This window comes from Limnohabitans sp. T6-20 (genome assembly GCF_003063505.1).
Lineage (GTDB): Bacteria > Pseudomonadota > Gammaproteobacteria > Burkholderiales > Burkholderiaceae_C > Limnohabitans_A.
In genome coordinates this window covers 38,367-58,069 of sequence record NZ_NERW01000002.1, presented here as the reverse complement: position 1 = coordinate 58,069, position 19,703 = coordinate 38,367, and the positions used below count along the sequence as shown (strand labels likewise).

Here is a 19,703-nt window from a genome sequence, read left to right as displayed (position 1 = left end):
CCTTCAGGGCTTTTTGGGCACCATCACCGCCGCATTGCGCGGGGCCATCGTCAACGACACGTTGCTGCCCATCATGCCGCCATCAACCATCTCCAACGTGGCCGTGCGTTCCTGCCGGGTCATCACCATGAAGCTGTTTTTGCCACGCACCGCAGACACCACGGTCCAGCCCTGTGCCGGATAAGTTTCAAGGAAGAACCGGTAAGCGGCATCAAAATCACGGCCCACATCCAGCACCACCCGGCCCACCCAGTTGTCGCCCGCGCCAATGATCAGGGACTGATCGGCCCGAATGATGCTGCCCGGAGGCAAAGGCAGCTGCCCAAGCAACTGCACCGGGTTCTGCACCTTGCCATCCGGCCCCACGCCCACAGAGGGCGAACTGCCCGGGCTGGCACATCCGGCCAAACCCAAAGCACAAAAGGCAGACAAGGCCAGCAAGCCCCCCCGAAGCGCACCAGAAATCCGTTGCATGGTGTTCATCAAAGCACTCCTGGTGAAATTCAAAAGCATCAAGCGCTCAGCAGCGCCACGCCGCCCATGTAGGGGCGCAACACTTCGGGCACGGTGACCGAGCCGTCGGCGTTCTGGTAGTTCTCCAGCACCGCCACCAGCGCACGGCCCACGGCCAGACCTGAACCGTTCAAGGTGTGCACCAACTCGTTTTTGCCTTGCGCATTCTTGAAGCGCGCTTGCAGGCGGCGTGCCTGAAAGGCCTCGCAGTTGGACACCGAGCTGATCTCGCGGTAGGTGTTTTGCGCAGGCACCCAGACCTCCAGGTCATAGGTCTTGCTGGCACCAAAGCCCATGTCGCCTGTGCACAGGCTCATCACGCGGTAAGGCAGGCCCAGCTTTTGCAAAATGGCCTCGGCGTGGCCCGTCATGGCTTCCAGCGCTTCGTAGCTGTGCTCGGGGTGCACAATCTGCACCATCTCGACTTTGTCAAACTGGTGCTGACGGATCAGGCCACGCACATCGCGCCCGCCGCTGCCGGCTTCTGACCGGAAGCACGGGGTGTGCGCTGTGAGTTTGATGGGCAAATCGGCCTCGGCCAACACCTCGTCGCGCACCACGTTGGTGAGCGTCACTTCAGAGGTGGGAATCAGGTACAACGCCTGGCTTTCTTCACCCTCTTGGCCGCCCTTGTTGGCGGCAAACAAATCGGCTTCAAATTTGGGCAACTGGCCCGTGCCGCGCAGCGTGTCCGCGTTCACGATGTAAGGCGTGTAGCACTCGGTGTAGCCGTGTTCGTTGGTCTGCACATCCAGCATGAACTGCGCCAAAGCACGGTGCAGGCGGGCCATCGGGCCGCGCATGAAGGTAAAGCGCGAACCGGTCAGCTTGGTGCCGGTGGCAAAGTCCAGGCCCAGCTTTTCGCCAATGTCCACATGGTCTTTGACTTCAAAGTCAAAAGCCCGAACCTGGCCCCAGCGACGCACCTCGACGTTGCCATGCTCATCGGCACCCACGGGCACCGACTCGTGCGGCAAATTGGGCACGGCCAGCAGCAGGTTTTGCAACTCGGACTGAATGACCTCCAGCCGCTGGGCCGAAGCGTCCAGCTCGTCCTTGATGGCGCCCACTTGCGCCATCACGGCATCGGCCTCGGCATGCTGGCCTTTGCCTTTGAGCATGCCAATTTGCTTGGACAAGCTGTTGCGCTGGCTTTGCAGCTCTTCGGTGCGGGTTTGCAGCGTTTTGCGCTCACCTTCCAAAGCACGGAAAGCCTCGACGTTCAGAAAAGGCTGAGGGGTTTTACGGGTCTGCAAACGCGCAACAACGGCGTCCAGATCTTTGCGGAGAAGAACAATATCAAGCATGTCGCCATTGTAGTGACGTGAACGACCCCGCTGATTCCCACCAACAGGCCGCCCCCTCTGGATGGCTTGCTCTGTGGATGGCTCTGTGGGAGGCCGCCCCTGCGGCCGAATGCACGCTTTGGCGCATCAGGCATTCGCGAGCGGGGGCTCGCTCCCACATGAACTCAATCAGCACCCAAGTCTCTGGCGGGCTTGTCCCTGTGGGAGGTCGCCCCTGCGGCCGAATGTGTGCTGTGGCACATCAGGCATTCGCGAGCGGGGGATCGCTCCCACAAAGACCGGGGATTCACGAGCGGGGGCTCGCTCCCATATGGGCAGTGGTTCAGTGGGTTACAGCTTCAAACCCTTGGGCAGCGGGAATTTGATGGTTTCCTGAATGCCATCGAGCGTGCGCACCGACACGGCGCCCAGCACGCGCAGGCGCGCAATCACCTCTTGCACCAGCACATCCGGTGCCGAAGCACCAGCCGTCAGGCCCACTTTTTGGGTTCCTTCAAACCAGGCTGGATCCAGGTCTGCAGCGCTGTCCACCATGTAGGCCGGCGTGCCCAGCCGGTCAGCCAGCTCGCGCAGGCGGTTGCTGTTGGAGCTGGTGGGGCTGCCCACCACGATCACCACGTCCACCATCGGGCTCATGAGCTTCACGGCGTCTTGACGGTTCTGGGTGGCGTAGCAAATGTCTTGCTGCTTGGGCTCGCGCACTTGCGGAAAGCGGGCTTTCACGGCCGCCACGATCTCGGCCGCATCGTCCACGCTCAGGGTGGTCTGCGTGACCACGGCCAGCAAAGTCGTCTGTGCGGGCTGCACCCTGGCCACGTCTTCCACGTCTTCCACCAGGTGGATGCCGCTGTCGAGCTGGCCCATGGTGCCTTCCACCTCCGGGTGCCCCTTGTGGCCGATCATGATGAACTCGTAGCCCTCTTTGTGCAGCTTGGCCAGCTCCACATGCACCTTGGTCACCAGCGGGCAGGTGGCATCAAAAATACGGAAGCCGCGTTGTTCGGCTTCGTCCTGGATGGCCCGGCTCACGCCATGGGCGCTGAAAATCAGCGTCGCACCCGGCGGCACATCGGACAGCTCTTCAATAAAGATCGCGCCCTTTTCTTTCAGGTCATTGACCACATAGGTGTTGTGCACGATTTCATGGCGCACATAAATGGGTCGGCCGAATTTGGTCAGCGCGTGCTCCACGATGTCGATGGCCCGGTCCACCCCGGCACAAAAGCCACGGGGTTCGGCCAACAGCACTTCAGATGTCATCACAGCACCCCGATCAGTTCAACCTCAAAGGTCACAGGCTGCCCGGCCAGCGGGTGGTTGAAGTCAAACAACACCGCGCCCGCCTCGCCCACTTCAAGCACCGTGCCGGCATAAGAGCCCAAGCCATCGGGCGTGGGGAACTGCACCACATCGCCTGCGGCGTATTTTTCCATCGGGTCGCCCAGCTCATTCAGCAGCTTGCGCGCCACCCATTGCTGCATGTCCGCAATGTGCTCGCCAAAAGCTTCGCCTGCCGGAATTTCCATCACCACCCGCGTGCCCTCGGCCAGGCCCAGCAAACGCTGCTCCACGGCGGGCGACAAGGTGCCCGAGCCCAGCGACAAAGTGGCAGGCTTTTCGTTGAAGGTGTTGATGATGTCACCCTGCGGCCCAGCCAGGCGGTAGTGAAGCGTCAAGAAAGAACCGGGTTCGACAATGGACATAAGGGTTTTCTGGAATGCCGCAAACGCGGCCAAACAGGCATAAAGAAGGCACTATTGTAAAAAGCCCGGCCAACCCGTCCCCCCAAAGGGGCAAAAAGGACCGATGGCTGCTCCGGGGAGGGGCTTCAGATGAGCATCAAGGACTTGCCGCCCGACGCGCGGCCACGAGAAAAGTTGCTCGCCCGAGGCCCCCAGGCCTTGAGCGATGTCGAGCTGCTGGCCATCTTGTTGCGCACCGGCATGGCGGGCAAAAACGTCTTCCAGCTGTCCGAAGAACTGCTCGGGCCCGACGGCATTGCGGGCTTGCTGCAGGCCTCGGCGCAGTCACTCAAATTGGTCAAGGGCCTCGGGCCTGCCAAGCAGGCAGAACTGCTGGCCGTTTTCGAGCTGGCCCGCCGGGCCCTGAGCCAACGGCTCAAAGAGCGCGAGGCCTTTCACACGCCCGACGCCGTCAAGCAGTATTTGCAGCTGCAACTGGCCCACAAAAACCACGAAGTCTTTGCCGTGCTGTTTCTGGACAGCCAAAACCGCTTGCTGGCTCTGGAGGAACTTTTTCGGGGGACCCTCAGCCAGACTTCTGTGTACCCAAGAGAGGTTGTCCTGCGCGCCCTGCACCACCAAGCGGCTGCCGTGGTGCTGAGCCACAACCACCCCAGCGGCTCGGTGCAGCCCAGCCGGGCCGACGAGCACCTGACCCAGACCCTCAAAGCATCGCTGGCACTGGTGGATGTGCGCGTGCTCGACCACATCATCGTCGGGCAAGGCCAAGCCCTGTCGATGGCGGAGCAAGGGCTGATGTGATGGCAACCATTCGGCCGCAGGGGCGACCTCCCACAGGGAAATGGCCTGCGCTCTTTGTGGGGGCAGCCTCCCACAGCGGAATGGCCTGCGGTCTTTGTGGGAGCAGCCTCCCACAGCGGAATGGCCTGCGGTCTTTGTGGGAGCAGCCTCCCACAGCGGAATGGCCTGCGGTCTTTGTGGGAGCGAGCCCCTGCTCGCGAATGGCTAACGAAGCCACTGCACACATTCGGCCGCAGGGGCGGCCTCCTACAGGGATGCAAGGGCCGCAGGGGCAGCCGCTAAACTCTTGGCTTTTGCTCATTCCACTACGGCCATGTCCCACTACCACCTCTACGCCATCGGCAACGCCTTGGTCGACACCGAATACGAAGTCTCCGATGAACTGCTGAGCGCCATGGGCGTGAGCAAGCGCCACATGACCCTGATCGACACCGAGCAACGCACCGAATTGCTCACCCACGTGCAAGGCCTGCACGCCCGCCGCACAGGCGGCGGCTCGGCGGGCAACACGGTGGTGGCGCTGGCGCAACTCGGCGGCAAGGCCTTTTATTCGTGCCGCGTGGCCGACGATGAACTGGGTGCTTTTTACAGCCAGGACCTGCAAACCAACGGCGTGGCCACCAACCTCACGCACACCCGCGCCACCGAAGGCCAAACCGGCAGCTGCATGGTGCTGGTCACGCCCGATGCCGAGCGCAGCATGTGCACATTTTTGGGTGCCACCTCGCAGCTCGACAGCAACGCCCTGCACCCGCAAGACATCGCCAAGTCCAAAATTTATTACATGGAAGGCTACCTGGCCGCCTCGCCCACGGGCCTGGAAGCCGCCGTGCAAGGCCGCCAAATCGCCATCGAGCACAAAGTGGCCACGGCCCTCACGCTCAGCGATGTCAGCATGATCAACTTCTGCCGCACAGGCCTCGAAGCCATGATCGGCGACGGCCTGGACTACTTGTTTGCCAACGAAGAAGAAGCGCAAACCTGGTGCGGCAGCACCGACCTGGACGCCATCATCGGCCAACTGTCACCGCTGGCCCAAACCGTGTGCCTGACCCGGGGCCCCAAAGGATGCATCGTTGTGCAAGGCCAGCAGCGCATCGAAGTGCCCGCCGTGCCCACGAAAGCGGTAGACACCAACGGCGCGGGCGACATGTTTGCAGGTGCCTTTTTGTTCGGCATCACCCACGGCCAAAGCCCGGCGCAAGCGGCCACATTGGCCAATCGCGCTGCCGCTGCGGTGGTCAGCCAGCACGGCAACCGCCTGACAGCCGCGCAACTGCAAGGCATTGCCGCACAAGCTGAAAAAGCCTAAGTCTGGATCAGACCATCCACCACCTGGATGGTCTTGTCACAACGCCTGCCCAGCTCTGGGTTGTGCGTGACCAGCAGCACGGTGGTGCCCTGCTCTTGGTTGATGCGCCGCAGCAACGCAAACACCGCATCGGCGCTTTTGGTGTCCAAGTTGCCCGTGGGTTCATCGGCCAATAGCAAAGCCGGGTTCATGGCCAAGGCGCGCGCCAAAGACACGCGCTGCTGCTGTCCGCCACTCATGTTGTTGGCCATGTTGTTTTTCCAGGGCGTCAGGCCCACGCTCTCCAGCAGGGCCTCAGCCCGCTCGCGCATCTCGGGGTTCGGAAAACCGGCCGCACCCAGCATGGGCATCATCACGTTCTCAAGTGCAGTAAAGGCCGAGATCAGGTGGTGGTACTGGAACACAAAACCAATGTGGTGCCCCCGCAAGCGCGTCAGGGCCTGATCGGCCAACAGCGTGGTTTCTTCGCCCGCCATCTGCAACAAGCCCGAGGTCGGCCTGTCCAGCAAACCGATGATGTTGAGCAAGGTGCTTTTGCCCGAGCCCGAGGGCCCCATCACCGCGCAAAAGTCGCCCCGGTGCAGCGTCAGGTCGATGCCGTGCAACACCTCGGTCTCGATGCCGGTGCCCACGTTGAAGGCCTTGCGCACGCCCTGCAAGCCCACCACCACATCCGACCTAGCCATGGATCGCCTCCACCGGGTCCAAACGGGCCGCCCGCAAGGCCGGTGCGTAAGCCGCCGCCAGACCCGTGAGAGTGGCCAAGCCCAGCGCCACAGCAAACAGCACCGGGTCCAGCACCAGCGGAAACAGGGCCGTGCCATCGGCATTCAAGGCCAGGTGCTGCCACAGCACCAAGCCCAGAGCGCCCACCATGCAACCCAACACAGCGCCACCCCAACCCAGCAAGCCGCCCTGCAACAAAAACACGCGCAGCACCTGCCCACGCGAAATGCCCATCGCCCGCATGATCCCGATCTCGCGCGACTTCTGCACCACCGACACCACCAACACACTGGCAATGCCAAAGGCCACCGACAAGCCCACAAAAAACCGGATCGCCGTATTGGCCGTGGTCTGCGCACTCACGGCGGCAAAAAACTGCGCGCCGGTTTTGATCCAGCTGTCGGCCTGCACCCCGGTCGCCGCCTGAATGCGCTGGGCGACGACTTCGGCCGCATACACATCGCGCACCGTGACTTCGATGCTGGTCACCCCGCCCAACAAACCCAGCAGACTTTGCGCGGTGCGCAGCGCCACAAAGGTGCTTCGCTGATTGGCCCCCTTGTTGCCCAGGTCAAACACGCCGCTGATGGTCAAGCTGGTGGCCTCGCCTGCGGCATTGGCCACGCGCAGCTTGTCCCCCACATCCACGCCCAGGTCGCTGGCCAAATCGGTCCCGATCAGCATGTCCTGCCCCGTCAAGCGCGCCGTGCCCCGCACGATTTTTTCAGGCAACTTGACGATCTGAAAATACCCCTCGGGCTCCACCCCCGTGAGGCTGATGGCGCGGCTGGCACTGCCGCGCACCGCCAGTGCCGAACCGCCAACCACGGGCGAGACCACGCTCACATCGGCCATGTCGCGCACCTTGGTGAGCAAGGATTGCCATTGGTCAATCGACTTGAGCCTTTGCAAAGGCGGCTGCACGATGGATGCATCCACTTCGCCAGGCTCGACCCCGTGCAAAGTGCGCGTGACCTCTTTGGGGGGCAAAAGCTGAATGTGCGCCTGCCCCGACAAGACCCGCGCAATGAAGTTGCCCTGCAAACCTGCCAGCAGCGCCGACATGAACACGATCACGCCCACCCCAATGGCCACACCCACCAAAATGAACACCGTCTGCATCCGGCCTTCGCGCAAAAAGCGGATCGCCACAATCCATTCAAACGGCACCCAGGGCTTGAACATGCTGCGGCCCGATCAAGGTTGAACACGCACGCGCTGGCCTTCGCGCAAAGCAGTGGGCGATGTGACCACGGCATCGCCCTCGCTCAGACCCTCCAGCACCTCCACCCACGCACCACCGCGCAAGCCCAGCCGCACCGGGCGACGCACCGCATGGCCCGCCTGCAGCAGCCACACCCAAGGCGATGCCCCGCTGATCTCGTTGACACGGCCCACCTGCAGCGCCAACACCTGTGGTTTGCGTGCCACCACCAAGTCCACCGACACGGTCATGTCCTGCTTAAGGTTGTGTTGGGGCTCCAGCACATCCAGCTTGATTTCTACAGCGCCGGTCTGGGCATTGATGCCGGGGTTGATGTAAGCCACTTGGGCCTTGAATGGCTGCTGCGGATAGGCATCGGCCGAGGCCAGCGCCTGCTGCCCAAGCGCCATCAGGCGCAGGTTCTTTTCATCGATCTGCACCACCAACTGCATGGCCCCTTCCGGCGACAAAGTCATCAAGACCTTGCCCGCCTGGACCACATCGCCCACCTCCACGTTGCGGCCTATGAGCTGCCCACTCACAGGTGCTTGGATCACCGCATAACGGGCCTTGGCGTTGACCATTTCTGCATTGGCCTGTGCCTCAGCCACAGCCCCTAGCGCCAGGCTGTGCTCAGCGCCACCGGCCCGGGTTGACGTCACTTGTTTTTGAGCGGCCAGCACTTGGGCATCGGCCAGTGCCCAAGCCTTGCGCGACTCGTCCAGCGCCGCCTGCCCAATGAAGCCTTGGCCAAACAAAGCCTGATTGCGTTGCCAGTTGGCCTGCGCCGTGTCCAAACTGGCCTGAGCCTGGCGCAGCGCCTGCTGCACCACTGGCCCCTGCAACTCATTCATCTGCCGCAGCCGGTTTTGTGCCTGCACCACGGCCTGTTGGGCCTGAAGCCGGGCAGACTGCAGTTCGGTGCTGACCAATTCAATCAACACATCGCCCGCCTTCACGGTTTTCCCTTCGGTCACAGGCACACGCGCCACGGTGCCGGTGATCTGCGCGCCAATGTTCACCCGGTGCGGTGTCTCGACGCGGCCACTGGCCACCACGGTTTGCAGCAAATCACGGCGCTGCACCGCCTCGGTCTGCACCTGAGGCCCCATCCACCAGCGCAGCAAGCCAGCGCCCAGAAACAGGACCAGCAAGCCCCACAACAATTTGCCGCCATGTTGGCGAATCCGGGTCCAAACAGCATTCATGCGGCCCATTGTGGGGATCGACGCGGTTCACACCCATGATCCAGGTCAAGATCGGCCCATGTGCAGGCTGTGTGTCAGGCAACTGAGCAACAATGAGGACTGTGTGCTCTCTTTACCCTTCTTATTCCCATGAAAAAAATACTGCTTTTGGGTTCCGGTGAACTCGGCAAAGAATTCGTCATCAGCGCCAAGCGCCTGGGCTGCCACGTCATCGCCTGCGACAGCTACGCTGGGGCGCCCGCCATGCAGGTGGCTGACGAGTTTTGCGTCTTCAGCATGCTCGACGAAGCCGCGCTACGCGCAGCCATCGCCAAATACCAACCCGATTTGATCGTGCCCGAGATCGAAGCCATCCGCACCGAAGTGTTGCTGGACGTGGAAAAACAAGGCTTTGAGGTCATCCCCAGCGCCCGCGCCGCCAACCTGACCATGAACCGCGACCGCATCCGCGATGTGGCGGTGGGCCTGGGCGTGCGCACCGCCAAGTTCAGCTACGCCGATTCGGCCGCCGAGCTGCTGGCCAAAGCCACAGAAATCGGCTTCCCGGTCGTCATCAAGCCGGTGATGAGCTCGTCAGGCAAAGGCCAGAGCGTGGCCAAAACAGCCGCCGACGTGCAGGCCAGCTGGGACTACGCCTGCGCGGGCATGCGCGGTGACCGCCAAAAAGTCATCGTCGAAGAGTTCATCCACTTCGAGTTTGAAATCACGCTGCTCACCGTGCGCCAGCGCAAAGGCCCCACGCTGTTTTGCCCGCCGATTGGCCACGTGCAAGAGCGCGGCGACTACCAATACAGCTGGCAGCCCCAGGGCATGAAGCCCGAGCAAATCAAAGCCGCACAAGACATGGCCGAAAAAGTGACGACCAACCTGGGCGGCGCGGGCTTGTTTGGCGTGGAATTTTTCGTGACCAAAGACGAGGTGATCTTCAGCGAGCTGAGCCCCCGACCACACGACACCGGCATGGTCACGCTCATCAGCCAAAACCTGAGCGAATTTGACCTGCACGCACGCGCCGTGTTGGGCCTGCCGATCCCGAACATTGAGTGTGTGGAAGGGGCCAGCGCCGTGGTGCTGGCCGACAAGGAAGGCAGCAACCCGAGCTTCACCGGCGTGGAAGCCGCGTTGGCAGAACCTGGCGTGGATGTGCGCATTTTCGGCAAGCCCACCACACGGCCCTACCGCCGCATGGCGGTGGCACTGGCCAAAGGCCCGGGGGCGCTGCAACGTGCACGGGATGCTGCGGGCAAGATCAAAGTGGTGGTCTAAGGTAAGCGTCCGGCCATCCCATCTAGATTTCCGATAAACACGCTCGCTTAGCAGATACGTGTCCACCTAAAGATCGTGGACACGTAGACACTAAACCGGACTCCAGCGGTGCGGCAGCAGCTCTTCAATCCGGCTGTTCATGTGCGTCGGCAACCTCGTCAGCACATCTTTCAAGTACTCATGCGGGTCGTGACCATTCAGTTTGGCCGACTGAATCAGACTCATGGCCGCCGCCGCTCTTTGTCCGCCGCGCAGCGAGCCCGCAAACAACCAGTTGTTCCTGCCAATCGCAATTGGCCTGATTTGGTTCTCGATCCAGTTGTTGTCCACTGGCACTTGGCCGTCTTCTAAGAACCGTGTCAAAGCCCTCCAGCGCCGAAGGCTGTAGTCAATGGCTTTGGCCGTGGCCGAGCCTTCGGGTACCTTTTGCCGATTGAGCACCAGCCACTCGTACAAGGTCTGCACCAGCGGCTGGCTTTTGTCTTGCCGTATCGCCAAGCGTTCTTCGGCGCTGAGTTCTTTGACCTCGCGCTCGACCGCATAGATCTGCGCCATTTGCCTGACCGCTTGTTCGGCAATCTGGCTTTGGTTGGCCAACTGCAAATCGTGGAACTTGCGCCGAGCGTGCGCCCAACAGCCGACCTCGGTGATCTGATCCGACGAATCGCCCATGAGTTGTTTGTAGCCACTGAAGTCATCGACCACCAGCGAGCCTCGCCATTCATCCAAGAACGCTTTGGCGTTTGCCCCCGCTCGGCTTTCGCAGAAGTCGTACACCACAGCCTTGATGTCTTCATGCGCTCCTGCCGCATAGGCCCACAAATACGCTCTGTGTGTTTTGCCGTGCCCCGGCTTGAGCATCTGTACCGGGGTTTCGTCGGCGTGGATCACGCTGCGGCTCAGAATGTCTCGCTTCAAAGCGTCCACCAGCGGTTGCAGCTCAACCCCGCAGCTGCCCACCCATTGGGCTAACGTTGATCTGGGGATCGCCACACCAGCGCGGCCAAAGATGGCTTCCTGGCGGTACAGCGGCAAGTGGTCGGCAAACTTGTTCACCAGCACCTGGGCGAGCAGTCCCGGTGTGGGGATGCCTTTGTCGATGACGTGAGGCTCCACCGGCGCCTGCACCAAGGTTTGGCAGCAGGCACAAGCCCATTTGCCACGCACATGGCGGTGCACGCTGAAGACGCCTGGCACGTAGTCCAGCTTCTCAGACACGTCCTCACCCATGCGCTTCATCTGGGCGCCACAGCCGGGAGCCGTGCACACGGTGGACTCGGGCTCGTGGGCAAAGGTCTGGCGGGGCAGCTCGGCGGGCAAGGGCTGGCGCTTGGGCGTTTGTTTGTCTTTGGCCGCGGCTGATTCGGGCACAGCCAGTGCGATCTCGTCGGACACAGCAGCCAAGTCTGCGTCCAGGGTTTCGTCGAGCAAGCTGCGCTGCTCGGCGTTCATCTTCTCGCTCTTGAGGCCAAACTTAAGGCGTTTGAGAACCGCGTTCTCGTGCGTGAGTTTGTCGATCAGGGCTTGCTTGAAACGGATGGTGGCGTCTCGGGCGCTGATCTGCGTGAGCATGCTGGCCAACATCTGGCGCACTTGCCCTTCGTCCATGGCTTGCAGATCAACGACTTCACTCATGGCCGTAATCATCACCGAAGCAACGCCGTCAGCCTATTGGCAGATGCCCCAATTGAATTGCAGCTAGCGCATCACCCACACTCACAGCACCGTGATCACGCCCGCATCGCCCATGCGCTGCCAAGGCAAGCCCAGCACCAAAGCGCTCAGCTGGGCGGCGTTCATCGGCAGTCGGGGCGACAGCCGGGCATCGCCCCAGACAAACTTGCCCGTGTTCAACCTGCGGGCGGCCAGCCACACGCCAACGCCGTCATGCACCAGCACCTTCATCCGGTTGGCGCGGGCATTGGCAAACAAATAGGCGTGATGCGGGTGGGCTGACCCAAAGACTTGCACCACGCGGGCCAAGGCGGTGTCGGCACCGGCACGCATGTCCAGCGGCTCGGTGGACATCCAGACTGCGTCGATGCGAATCAACGCAAAAGCTCACGAAGCCACGCTGCGCATTCGGCGGCACTGGATGCAGGCCAAGACAGCTTGAGAGACAGTTCACCACGTTGTAGTTCGAGGTGAACGCATCCTTCTGTGATGAGGGGTGTGATGGATGGTGAGGGAACAGGCAAGGACGCTGGCATGGGTAACTCGATGAAGCCAGGTGGCGCCAATTCAACGGCCGAATGCATACGAGGCTGGCCACAGTCAGACAGCTCACGCAACCAGCGGTGCAGGATGTTGTGATTGATGCCGTGGTTTCGGGCCACGGAGGCGACCGACATGCCGGGGATGCGGCAGGCGGCCACCAGTTGGGCCTTGAATTCGGGGCTATAAGTGCGACGGCTGCGGCCAGTCTGGGTGAGTTGGTTGTTGGTGTACATGTGTCCACGATCTTTTACGTGGACACAATGCTCTTAGATTGGAGACGTCATTGCCAGATGGGATGGCCGGACGCTTACGGTCTAAGCACCCTGGCCTTTTTGACTTTGTGGCAGGCCCATCCCCTGTGGGAGGCATATCTCCTGTGAGAGGCCTATCTCTTGTGGGAGGCCGCCCCTGCGGCCGAATGCATGCAGTGACTCGTGCAACCATTCGCGAGCAGGGGCTCGCTCCTACAAGACACCCACTCAAGCCCTTTTGCCACCCCACAAACAACAAAGGAGCCACAGGCTCCTTTGTTGCAAAATAATTGGGATCTGACCCCAATTAAAACGGGTCACGCGGTTTTGGCGTTCTCCATCCACACCCAATCCACCACCTCGCCATCGGGTTGGTAGCCTGGCACCAGATCCTTGAGCAGGGTGCGGATCAGGGGCACGTTGTTGGCGTCCAGTGCCAAGCCTAAATCAGACAACTTGGCTTGCAATTCATCCCAAACCAAAAAGTCTTCGTGGGCTTTCATGATGCGGGGGTGGCTGGTGGGCAAGGGGTTGTCGCCAATCAGCAGCTCTTCGTACAGCTTTTCACCGGGGCGCAAGCCCGTCACCTGAATTTCGATGTCGCCGGTCGGGTTGTTCGCGTCCTTGAGGCCCAAACCAGACAGCTCCACCATGCGTCGGGCCAAATCGGCAATGCGCACTGGCTCGCCCATGTCCAGCACAAACACATCGCCACCACTGGCCATGGCCCCGGCCTGAATCACCAGCTGCGCCGCCTCGGGGATGGTCATGAAATAGCGGGTAATCCGTTCATCCGTCAGGGTGATCGGGCCACCCTCCTTGATCTGCTTGCGAAACAGCGGCACCACAGAGCCCGAAGAGCCCAGCACATTGCCAAAGCGCACCATGCTGAAACGCGTCTTGCCAACCGGCTCTTGCCTCTGCCCTTCCATCACCGCCGCCTGGGCCTGCAACGCCATCTCGGCCAAGCGCTTGCTGGCCCCCATCACATTGGTGGGGCGCACCGCCTTGTCGGTGCTGATCAACACGAAGTCGCTCACGCCATGCGCGACTGCTTGCATGGCCGTGGTCAAAGTCCCCAGCACATTGTTCTTCACACCCTCTGCCGGGTTGTGTTCAACCAGCGGCACGTGCTTATAAGCCGCTGCATGGTAGACCGTGTGCGGCTTCCAGGTGCGGAATATCTCGGCCATGCGCGATGCATCGCGCACGTTGGCCAGCAAAGGCACCAATTTCACATCGACTGCAGACTCTTCAAGAATGCGGCTTTGCAACTCATGCTCAATCGCATACAACGCAAACTCCGTCAGCTCCACCAAGAGCAAGGTCGAAGGCCCCAACTTGACAATCTGCCGGCAAAGCTCCGAACCAATCGAACCACCCGCGCCAGTCACCATCACCACCTTGCCCGTGATGTTCATGGACAGCATCAATGGATTGGGAGGTACCGGGTCACGGCCGAGCAAGTCTTCGATATCCAGCTCCTTCAGATCCGATACCTGCACTTTGCCTTGAGCCAACTCCAACACCCCAGGCAAAGTACGCACCTGCACATGGGCGGCGCGGACCAGCTCCAGAATCTCATTGCGCCTTGCACGTGACGCCGACGGCATCGCCAAAAACACCTGCGTCACATGCAGCTTTGTCACCCATGCCACGATCTTTGCCGGGTCATAAATCTTCAGACCATTGAGCACCTGCCCATGCAAACGGTCATCGTCATCCAGAAAGCCCACGACCACCAGCTCCGGGCTGGTTTTGAGAGCAGCAGCCAACTGCCGCCCTGCAGAGCCCGCGCCATAAATCAATACTTGCGGCAGACTGCTGCGCCCCAAAATGCCTTGGTAGATACCACCCAACCAATAGCGCACAAATGCCCGTGACAAGGTAACGCCCAATAAAAGCAACAACGGTTGAAGGATGCCCACAGAGCGAGGCACACCAGGCACGCCAACAAAAGTAAATGCAAAACAATAAATGAGTGCGTAAAACGCAACGGCTCTTAGCACCGTCATCAAAGCAGGCAATCCGGCATACCGAAAAATGGCCCGGTACAAACCAAAAATAATGAACAGTGGCAAAGCAAACGCTGCTGCCCCAGCAAATGCCGTGAAATGCGCATGCGACCAAGCGGTCCAAGACTCCAAACGCAGATTGAACGCCATCCAGACCGTGATGGCACACATCAGCGCATCAGCGCCCAAGGCCACAGCACGTTTGACAGGTCGCGGCAAGAACAACAAAAAATCAGTCAAAGAACCAGTGTTCATTTCAAACCATGAATAAGCGCTACGCGGATATGACAAGAGGACGCCATCGGTCAAATTCGAGCAGGGTCAAGGTCGGCTTGCCAAACCCATCACCCGGCGTACCACATCACACGTCTTGGCCACTTCAGCCTCGGTCAGTGTTGGGTGCACCAAAAACATGATGGATGTCTCGCCCAACATCTTGGCCACGGGCAGGCGTTCTTGAGGACGCCAGCCGGTGCCGTCAAACGCCTTTTCAAGATACACCTCTGAGCATGACCCTTGGTAGCAAGGCACGCCCTCAGCGGTGATGGACTCCACAACCCGGTCTTGTGACCACCCCGGGGCCAAACGCTCTGGCTGCAGATACACATAACACTTGTAATGCGCATGCTCACAACTTGCGCCAGCTGCGTGACAAGCGCCAGGGCAGCTCGCGCACTTAACTTGCGGCACCCGCAACGCCGAAAACTCGCGGCACGTCGCCCAAATAGCCTCAGCATTGCGCTTGCGTGCTGCGGCCCACTCAGGCATGCGGCGAAGTTGAATGCGCCCAATCACCGCCTGCATCTCCAGCATGCGCCAATTGGTGCCAAAGCTCTCATGCAACCACCTGAAGCCTGGTGGGTGCTGGCGCTCATAAACGGCTTCAAAACTTTTACCATGGTCTTTGTAAGCCCACATGGCTCGCCACAGCGCCTCGTCATTGGTGGTCACCATGCCACCCTCGCCGCCGGTGGTCATGATTTTGTCTTGGCAAAAACTCCACGCCCCCACATGGCCAATGCTGCCCACGGGGCGGCCTTTGTAGCGTGCCCCATGCGCCTGCGCACAATCCTCAATCACCTTCAAGTCATGCTGCGCGGCCAGCGCCATGATCGGGTCCATATCACAAGGCCAACCTGCCAAATGCACACAAATAACGGCTTTGGTTCGGGGCGTCAGCACTGCGTCTATCGTGCGTGCAGACACATTGCCCGAATCAGCCTCTACGTCGGCAAACACCGGCACCGCCCCCGCATTGACCACGCACGAAATCGACGCAATGAACGTGCGGGGCGTCACCACCACCTCGTCCCCCGGGCCAATACCCAAAGCCTTCAGCGCCACATCCAGCGCCAGCGTACCGTTGGCCAGTGCCACAGCGTGCGCAGTGCCGCACCAAGCGGCAAACTCATTTTCAAACTCACGGGTCTCAGTGCCCGTCCAATAATTGACCTTGCTGGACATCACCACACGATGCACCGCATCGGCCTCTTCGGCGGTAAAACTGGGCCAAGCAGAAAAAGGGGTATTCAACATCTTGAGTTTTTCAGTTCTTGATCAAAGGTCGGGCCGGACTACCCACCACCGTCACCCCCGGCGGCACACTCTTGGTGACCACCGCACCCATGCCCACCACCGCACCACGGCCAATGACCAATGGCGCACCAGGCAAACCCTGTTTGATGACCGCGCCCGTACCAATGTAGGCGTGATCCTCAACATGCACATTGCCGTTGCACATCACACCCGGCGCAAAGGTCACGAAGTCGCCAATCACACAATCATGGGCCACATAGCTGTAAATATTGCCGTGGAAATGTTGGCCAATCCGCACATTGCTCGTCAGCGTGACAAAGGGACACAACACAGCCCCCTCACCCAGCTGCACATCGTCCAGCTGCACCACGTTGGCCGCACGCGCTTCAAAAAACAGCACGCCATCGGCCGCGCAACGTGCCACCAGCTTTTGTCGCACCTGGCTGTTGGCAATGGCCACATTCATGTGGCGACTGCTGGCAGGCTCGGCCAACCACTGGGCATAAGTCAGCACCCGTTGCCCGTTGAGCACAGGCGCGCTCGGCTGATCGTCCACAAACACCAGATCGGCCAAGCCCGCCGCCAAATCGGCCTGCAACTGCTGGCGCACCAGAGGCATCACCTCACGGCCATAGCCGCTGGCCCCAAAAATGGCAAAACGTTTCAAGACTCTGACCCCGTGAATTTAGACATGGTCGCCTCGCCTGCCGCGCTGATCCCATCGCGCACCAACACCTTGCGCACCGTCATCCACAGTATCTTGATGTCCAGCCACAGGCTCTGGTTGTCGACATACCAAACATCCAATGCAAACTTGTCTGGCCAACTGATGGCATTGCGGCCATTCACCTGAGCCCAACCCGTGATTCCGGGGCGCACCTCATGGCGGCGAGCTTGTTCAGGCGTATAGAGCGGCAAATATTCCATCAACAAAGGCCGTGGCCCCACCAGGCTCATCTCACCGCGCAACACATTCCACAGCTCAGGCAGTTCGTCCAAGCTGGTGGCACGCAAAAAGCGGCCAAAGGGTGTCATGCGCTGCGCATCGGGCAGCAACGCCCCATCTGTACCACGCTCATCGGTCATGGTGCGAAACTTGACCATGGTGAACGGTTGCCCATGCAAACCCGGACGCACCTGACGAAAAAGCACAGGGCTGCCCAGCTTGCGGCGAATGAGCCAAACCAAAACCAACAAAGGCAAGGCCAGCAACAGCAAAGCCAGCAACGCGGCCACACAATCAAACAGTCGTTTCATTCAAGCGCTTCTTATAAAACTGCACCATCGCCTCGGTAATGGCCTCTTCTGCAAACACCGTTTGGGCGTATTGCCGAGCCGCTTGCCCTTTGACGGCCAAATCAGCAGGGTTGGCCAACAAGGTGTGGAGCTGCTGGGCCAAATCCTGCACATGGCCCGCCTCGTGCATCCAGCCGGTTTGCCCCTCCTTCACGGCATCGGTTAACCCATAAATGCGTGATGCCAAAGCAGGCACGCCACAGGCCGCCGCCTCAATCACCGAAGACCCAAAACCCTCGCGGTAGCTGGACAGACAAAACAAATCGGCCGCTTGCATAAAGCGCTCAGGCTCAGGCGTAAAGCCCACCCGTTTGACTTGTCTATTCGCATCGCCCATCAGGGCTTGCATCTGCTCAAACCAATTCGCTTCATCAGGCCCCACCACCCAAAGCTCTGCATGCGGATGCGCCTTGGCCACTTGGCCAAAGGCACTGGCCAAATCCAGCACACCCTTGTCGCGGTTCAGTCTGCCCAAATACAGGCACACCAAGACATCTGCAGGGGTGCCCAACTCAGCGCGCACTGCCTGCCGCACCTCAGCGCTTGGGCAAAAGCGCTGCGTGTTCACCCCACAAATTGACCCAGCGCCCAACACCGTGCTGCGCTCAGGCCTCACCACACCTTGCGCGATCAAAAAAGCGCGTTGCGACGGGCTGTCCACCAGCACATCGGTCGCCAAGGCTGCAATGCATTTGTCAGCCGCCTTCAGCAGCCAACGCATCGGCCCACGGCGCGTGACCCAAACCTGCCCCGTAAAACTGTGCACCCGCACCGGCACCCGTGCAAGCCATGCCGCGACCATGCCCAGCAAGCCCGCCTTGGGCGTGATGGTGTGCACCGCATCTGGTTTGTTCACAACGAACGACTTGTACAAAGCCACCAAAGCCAACACATCCTGCCAAATCCGAATGTGCCGTTCAATGGCCACACATTCCACCGGCACGTCCAAACCACGCCGTGACAACAAATCGGCCTCTTGTGTATTGGCCAGCACTCGCAGTCTGGCGTGTGGTGTCAGTCCTTTCAAATGGGGCAGCAAAAAAGCCACCACACTCATCGGTTGAGACGCCACAAAATACAGCAATGGTTTTTTAGCCTCAGTCATCCACTGGCGCTTTCGATGTCGTCAGCAAACTCGGCATCAAAGCCAAGAAACCCAACGCGATCCAAAAATAAGGTGTTCGCAATCCGTAAGTGAACAAGCCATAAACGAACAACGGCGTCAAGAAAAACAGGTTTTGCTTCACCGGGAAAAGCTTCCAAACAAAAGCCAGAAACAGCAACAAGCCTAGAACGCCATAGTAAAAAACAACGGCCATCAAAGATGAGTGAATTTCGTAGACAAACCCATCGACATCACCAAATCGCTCATCACGACCTTGCCCTGCGCCGTACAAAAGATACTGCGGGCTCTCAATGAAACGCAAGTAGCCGCGCGCCAGCAGCTGTTTGTGCACTGACTTGTGGTCAGTCACCTCTTTTTCTGTGCTCAAGTCGGTCATTCGAATCGCCGTATCGGCTGCAATGAAACGAGACTCGGCTGTACCAGGCTCCGGCTTCACATGACAGTCCACATACTGGTTGCCATTGGCTCCAGGCTTGAACGCAGGCAAGCACAAAGGCTCAAAAATAAAACTGGTCAACCCCGAAATCAGCAAGACCAGAATCAACTTCAAAAGACTTTTCCGACTCATCCACAACACAAGCGCCACCAAGGGGGCAACAGCCAAATACGCGCTTCTGCCACCCGTCGTGATCACCACAAAAATCATCAACGCATAAGCTGCATAAAAGTCCCAGCTCAGCTTGCCACGGTTAACCGCCACATAAACCAAAAACAAGCACATGGCGTAATAGGCCAACTGATTGGGGCCATTGAAGAAATACTGGTATCTGGGCCACCAGGTGTACCCACCCCAGCCCACCACATAGGCAAAAATAACCAGGCTCAATGCAACAAGGATGAATCGCGCCGTCCACGTCGCCACCCATTCATCACGGGCCATGCACAACACTGCTAGCAACAACAAATAACCATAGACCCAATAAACCGTGCCGACAATGAAGCCTTTGTCCTGGTAATACACGGCATAAGCGGCATTGATGACCGCCACCAGAGCCAAAAACAAAACGCCAGGGACATTCCCCTTCAGCAGATTTTTGCACCGCTCCAAGTTCAAAAATATGAGCGCCACAGCCGCCACCAACATCACCACGTGCGCGGGTTGCGGCAAGCCACTGGCGTACACGTAAATGGGTGAAAACACCAGCGCAGCCAGCATCAACACCCAAGCCCACAGCCTGCTTGCACGACTCAGCGGCGCAAAATTTGTCTCAAACATCATTCA

At 60.0% G+C, this 19,703-nt stretch carries 19 protein-coding genes; 3 read left to right on the top strand and 16 right to left on the bottom strand.

Features of this window, described 5'->3' with window-relative positions; translation table 11 throughout:
• Positions 1-3 precede the first annotated feature (3 nt).
• From B9Z33_RS06495 to B9Z33_RS06480, 4 genes are all read right to left on the bottom strand, one after another.
• Complete coding sequence (locus B9Z33_RS06495) at positions 4-483, bottom strand: hypothetical protein (RefSeq protein WP_108286245.1); 480 nt, start codon at positions 481-483, stop codon at positions 4-6.
• Between the two features lie 29 nt (positions 484-512).
• A complete protein-coding gene (serS, locus tag B9Z33_RS06490; RefSeq protein ID WP_108286244.1) occupies positions 513-1,820 on the bottom strand; it encodes a serine--tRNA ligase in 1,308 nt (435 codons plus the stop codon).
• Between the two features lie 330 nt (positions 1,821-2,150).
• Positions 2,151-3,080, bottom strand: coding sequence for a 4-hydroxy-3-methylbut-2-enyl diphosphate reductase (ispH, locus tag B9Z33_RS06485; protein ID WP_108286243.1), 930 nt, complete (start codon positions 3,078-3,080; stop codon positions 2,151-2,153).
• The gene (locus B9Z33_RS06480) at positions 3,080-3,523 is read right to left on the bottom strand and encodes a peptidylprolyl isomerase (protein WP_108286242.1); all 444 of its coding nucleotides are present in this window, start codon (positions 3,521-3,523) and stop codon (positions 3,080-3,082) included. Before B9Z33_RS06480 ends, ispH begins: the two co-directional genes overlap by 1 nt.
• Before the next feature lie 129 nt (positions 3,524-3,652).
• On the opposite strand from B9Z33_RS06480, the gene radC reads away from it, so the two are divergent.
• Both radC and B9Z33_RS06470 read left to right on the top strand, forming a co-directional pair.
• Positions 3,653-4,324, top strand: coding sequence for a DNA repair protein RadC (gene radC, locus B9Z33_RS06475; RefSeq protein ID WP_108286241.1), 672 nt, complete (start codon positions 3,653-3,655; stop codon positions 4,322-4,324).
• A gap of 313 nt (positions 4,325-4,637) precedes the next feature.
• Positions 4,638-5,636, top strand: coding sequence for an adenosine kinase (locus tag B9Z33_RS06470; RefSeq protein ID WP_108286240.1), 999 nt, complete (start codon positions 4,638-4,640; stop codon positions 5,634-5,636).
• Here the strand turns inward: B9Z33_RS06470 and B9Z33_RS06465 are convergent.
• Genes B9Z33_RS06465 through B9Z33_RS06455 form a run of 3 tightly spaced genes read right to left on the bottom strand, consistent with a single transcriptional unit; the run spans position 5,633 to position 8,774 of the window.
• Positions 5,633-6,322, bottom strand: a complete 690-nt coding sequence (locus tag B9Z33_RS06465) for an ABC transporter ATP-binding protein (RefSeq protein WP_108286239.1) — start codon at positions 6,320-6,322, stop codon at positions 5,633-5,635. The two genes, B9Z33_RS06470 and B9Z33_RS06465, sit on opposite strands and share 4 nt — an antisense overlap.
• Positions 6,315-7,547, bottom strand: a complete 1,233-nt coding sequence (locus tag B9Z33_RS06460) for an FtsX-like permease family protein (protein WP_108286238.1) — start codon at positions 7,545-7,547, stop codon at positions 6,315-6,317. The genes B9Z33_RS06465 and B9Z33_RS06460 overlap by 8 nt, the downstream gene beginning before the upstream one ends.
• Before the next feature lie 12 nt (positions 7,548-7,559).
• Positions 7,560-8,774: an efflux RND transporter periplasmic adaptor subunit gene (locus B9Z33_RS06455; RefSeq protein WP_158270187.1), complete on the bottom strand. Its 1,215-nt coding sequence runs from the start codon at positions 8,772-8,774 to the stop codon at positions 7,560-7,562.
• 129 nt (positions 8,775-8,903) lie between these two features.
• On the opposite strand from B9Z33_RS06455, the gene purT reads away from it, so the two are divergent.
• On the top strand, positions 8,904-10,040 hold the full coding sequence (gene purT, locus B9Z33_RS06450) for a formate-dependent phosphoribosylglycinamide formyltransferase (RefSeq protein ID WP_108286236.1): 1,137 nt from the start codon (positions 8,904-8,906) through the stop codon (positions 10,038-10,040).
• 90 nt (positions 10,041-10,130) lie between these two features.
• Here purT and B9Z33_RS06445 read toward each other — a convergent pair whose 3' ends face one another.
• From B9Z33_RS06445 to B9Z33_RS06405, 9 genes are all read right to left on the bottom strand, one after another.
• Positions 10,131-11,675: an IS66 family transposase gene (locus B9Z33_RS06445; RefSeq protein WP_108287021.1), complete on the bottom strand. Its 1,545-nt coding sequence runs from the start codon at positions 11,673-11,675 to the stop codon at positions 10,131-10,133.
• 81 nt (positions 11,676-11,756) lie between these two features.
• A complete protein-coding gene (gene tnpB / locus B9Z33_RS06440; RefSeq protein WP_146183834.1) occupies positions 11,757-12,092 on the bottom strand; it encodes an IS66 family insertion sequence element accessory protein TnpB in 336 nt (111 codons plus the stop codon).
• Positions 12,089-12,490 (bottom strand): transposase, encoded by a 402-nt coding sequence (locus tag B9Z33_RS06435; RefSeq protein WP_108286235.1) that lies wholly within the window; start codon positions 12,488-12,490, stop codon positions 12,089-12,091. The genes tnpB and B9Z33_RS06435 overlap by 4 nt, the downstream gene beginning before the upstream one ends.
• A 335-nt stretch (positions 12,491-12,825) precedes the next feature.
• Complete coding sequence (locus tag B9Z33_RS06430; protein WP_108286234.1) at positions 12,826-14,778, bottom strand: nucleoside-diphosphate sugar epimerase/dehydratase; 1,953 nt, start codon at positions 14,776-14,778, stop codon at positions 12,826-12,828.
• Between the two features lie 66 nt (positions 14,779-14,844).
• Positions 14,845-16,059, bottom strand: coding sequence for a DegT/DnrJ/EryC1/StrS aminotransferase family protein (locus B9Z33_RS06425; protein WP_108286233.1), 1,215 nt, complete (start codon positions 16,057-16,059; stop codon positions 14,845-14,847).
• A 10-nt stretch (positions 16,060-16,069) separates the two neighbouring features.
• Entirely contained in the window at positions 16,070-16,726 is a 657-nt protein-coding gene (locus B9Z33_RS06420) for an acetyltransferase (RefSeq protein WP_158270186.1), read from the bottom strand.
• Entirely contained in the window at positions 16,723-17,316 is a 594-nt protein-coding gene (locus B9Z33_RS06415; RefSeq protein ID WP_108286231.1) for a sugar transferase, read from the bottom strand. The genes B9Z33_RS06420 and B9Z33_RS06415 overlap by 4 nt, the downstream gene beginning before the upstream one ends.
• Positions 17,300-18,460, bottom strand: a complete 1,161-nt coding sequence (locus tag B9Z33_RS06410) for a glycosyltransferase (RefSeq protein ID WP_108286230.1) — start codon at positions 18,458-18,460, stop codon at positions 17,300-17,302. Before B9Z33_RS06410 ends, B9Z33_RS06415 begins: the two co-directional genes overlap by 17 nt.
• Positions 18,453-19,700 carry a hypothetical protein gene (locus B9Z33_RS06405; RefSeq protein WP_108286229.1) on the bottom strand — a complete coding sequence of 416 codons (1,248 nt, stop codon included), beginning with the start codon at positions 19,698-19,700 and terminating at the stop codon, positions 18,453-18,455. The genes B9Z33_RS06410 and B9Z33_RS06405 overlap by 8 nt, the downstream gene beginning before the upstream one ends.
• Positions 19,701-19,703 lie beyond the last annotated feature (3 nt).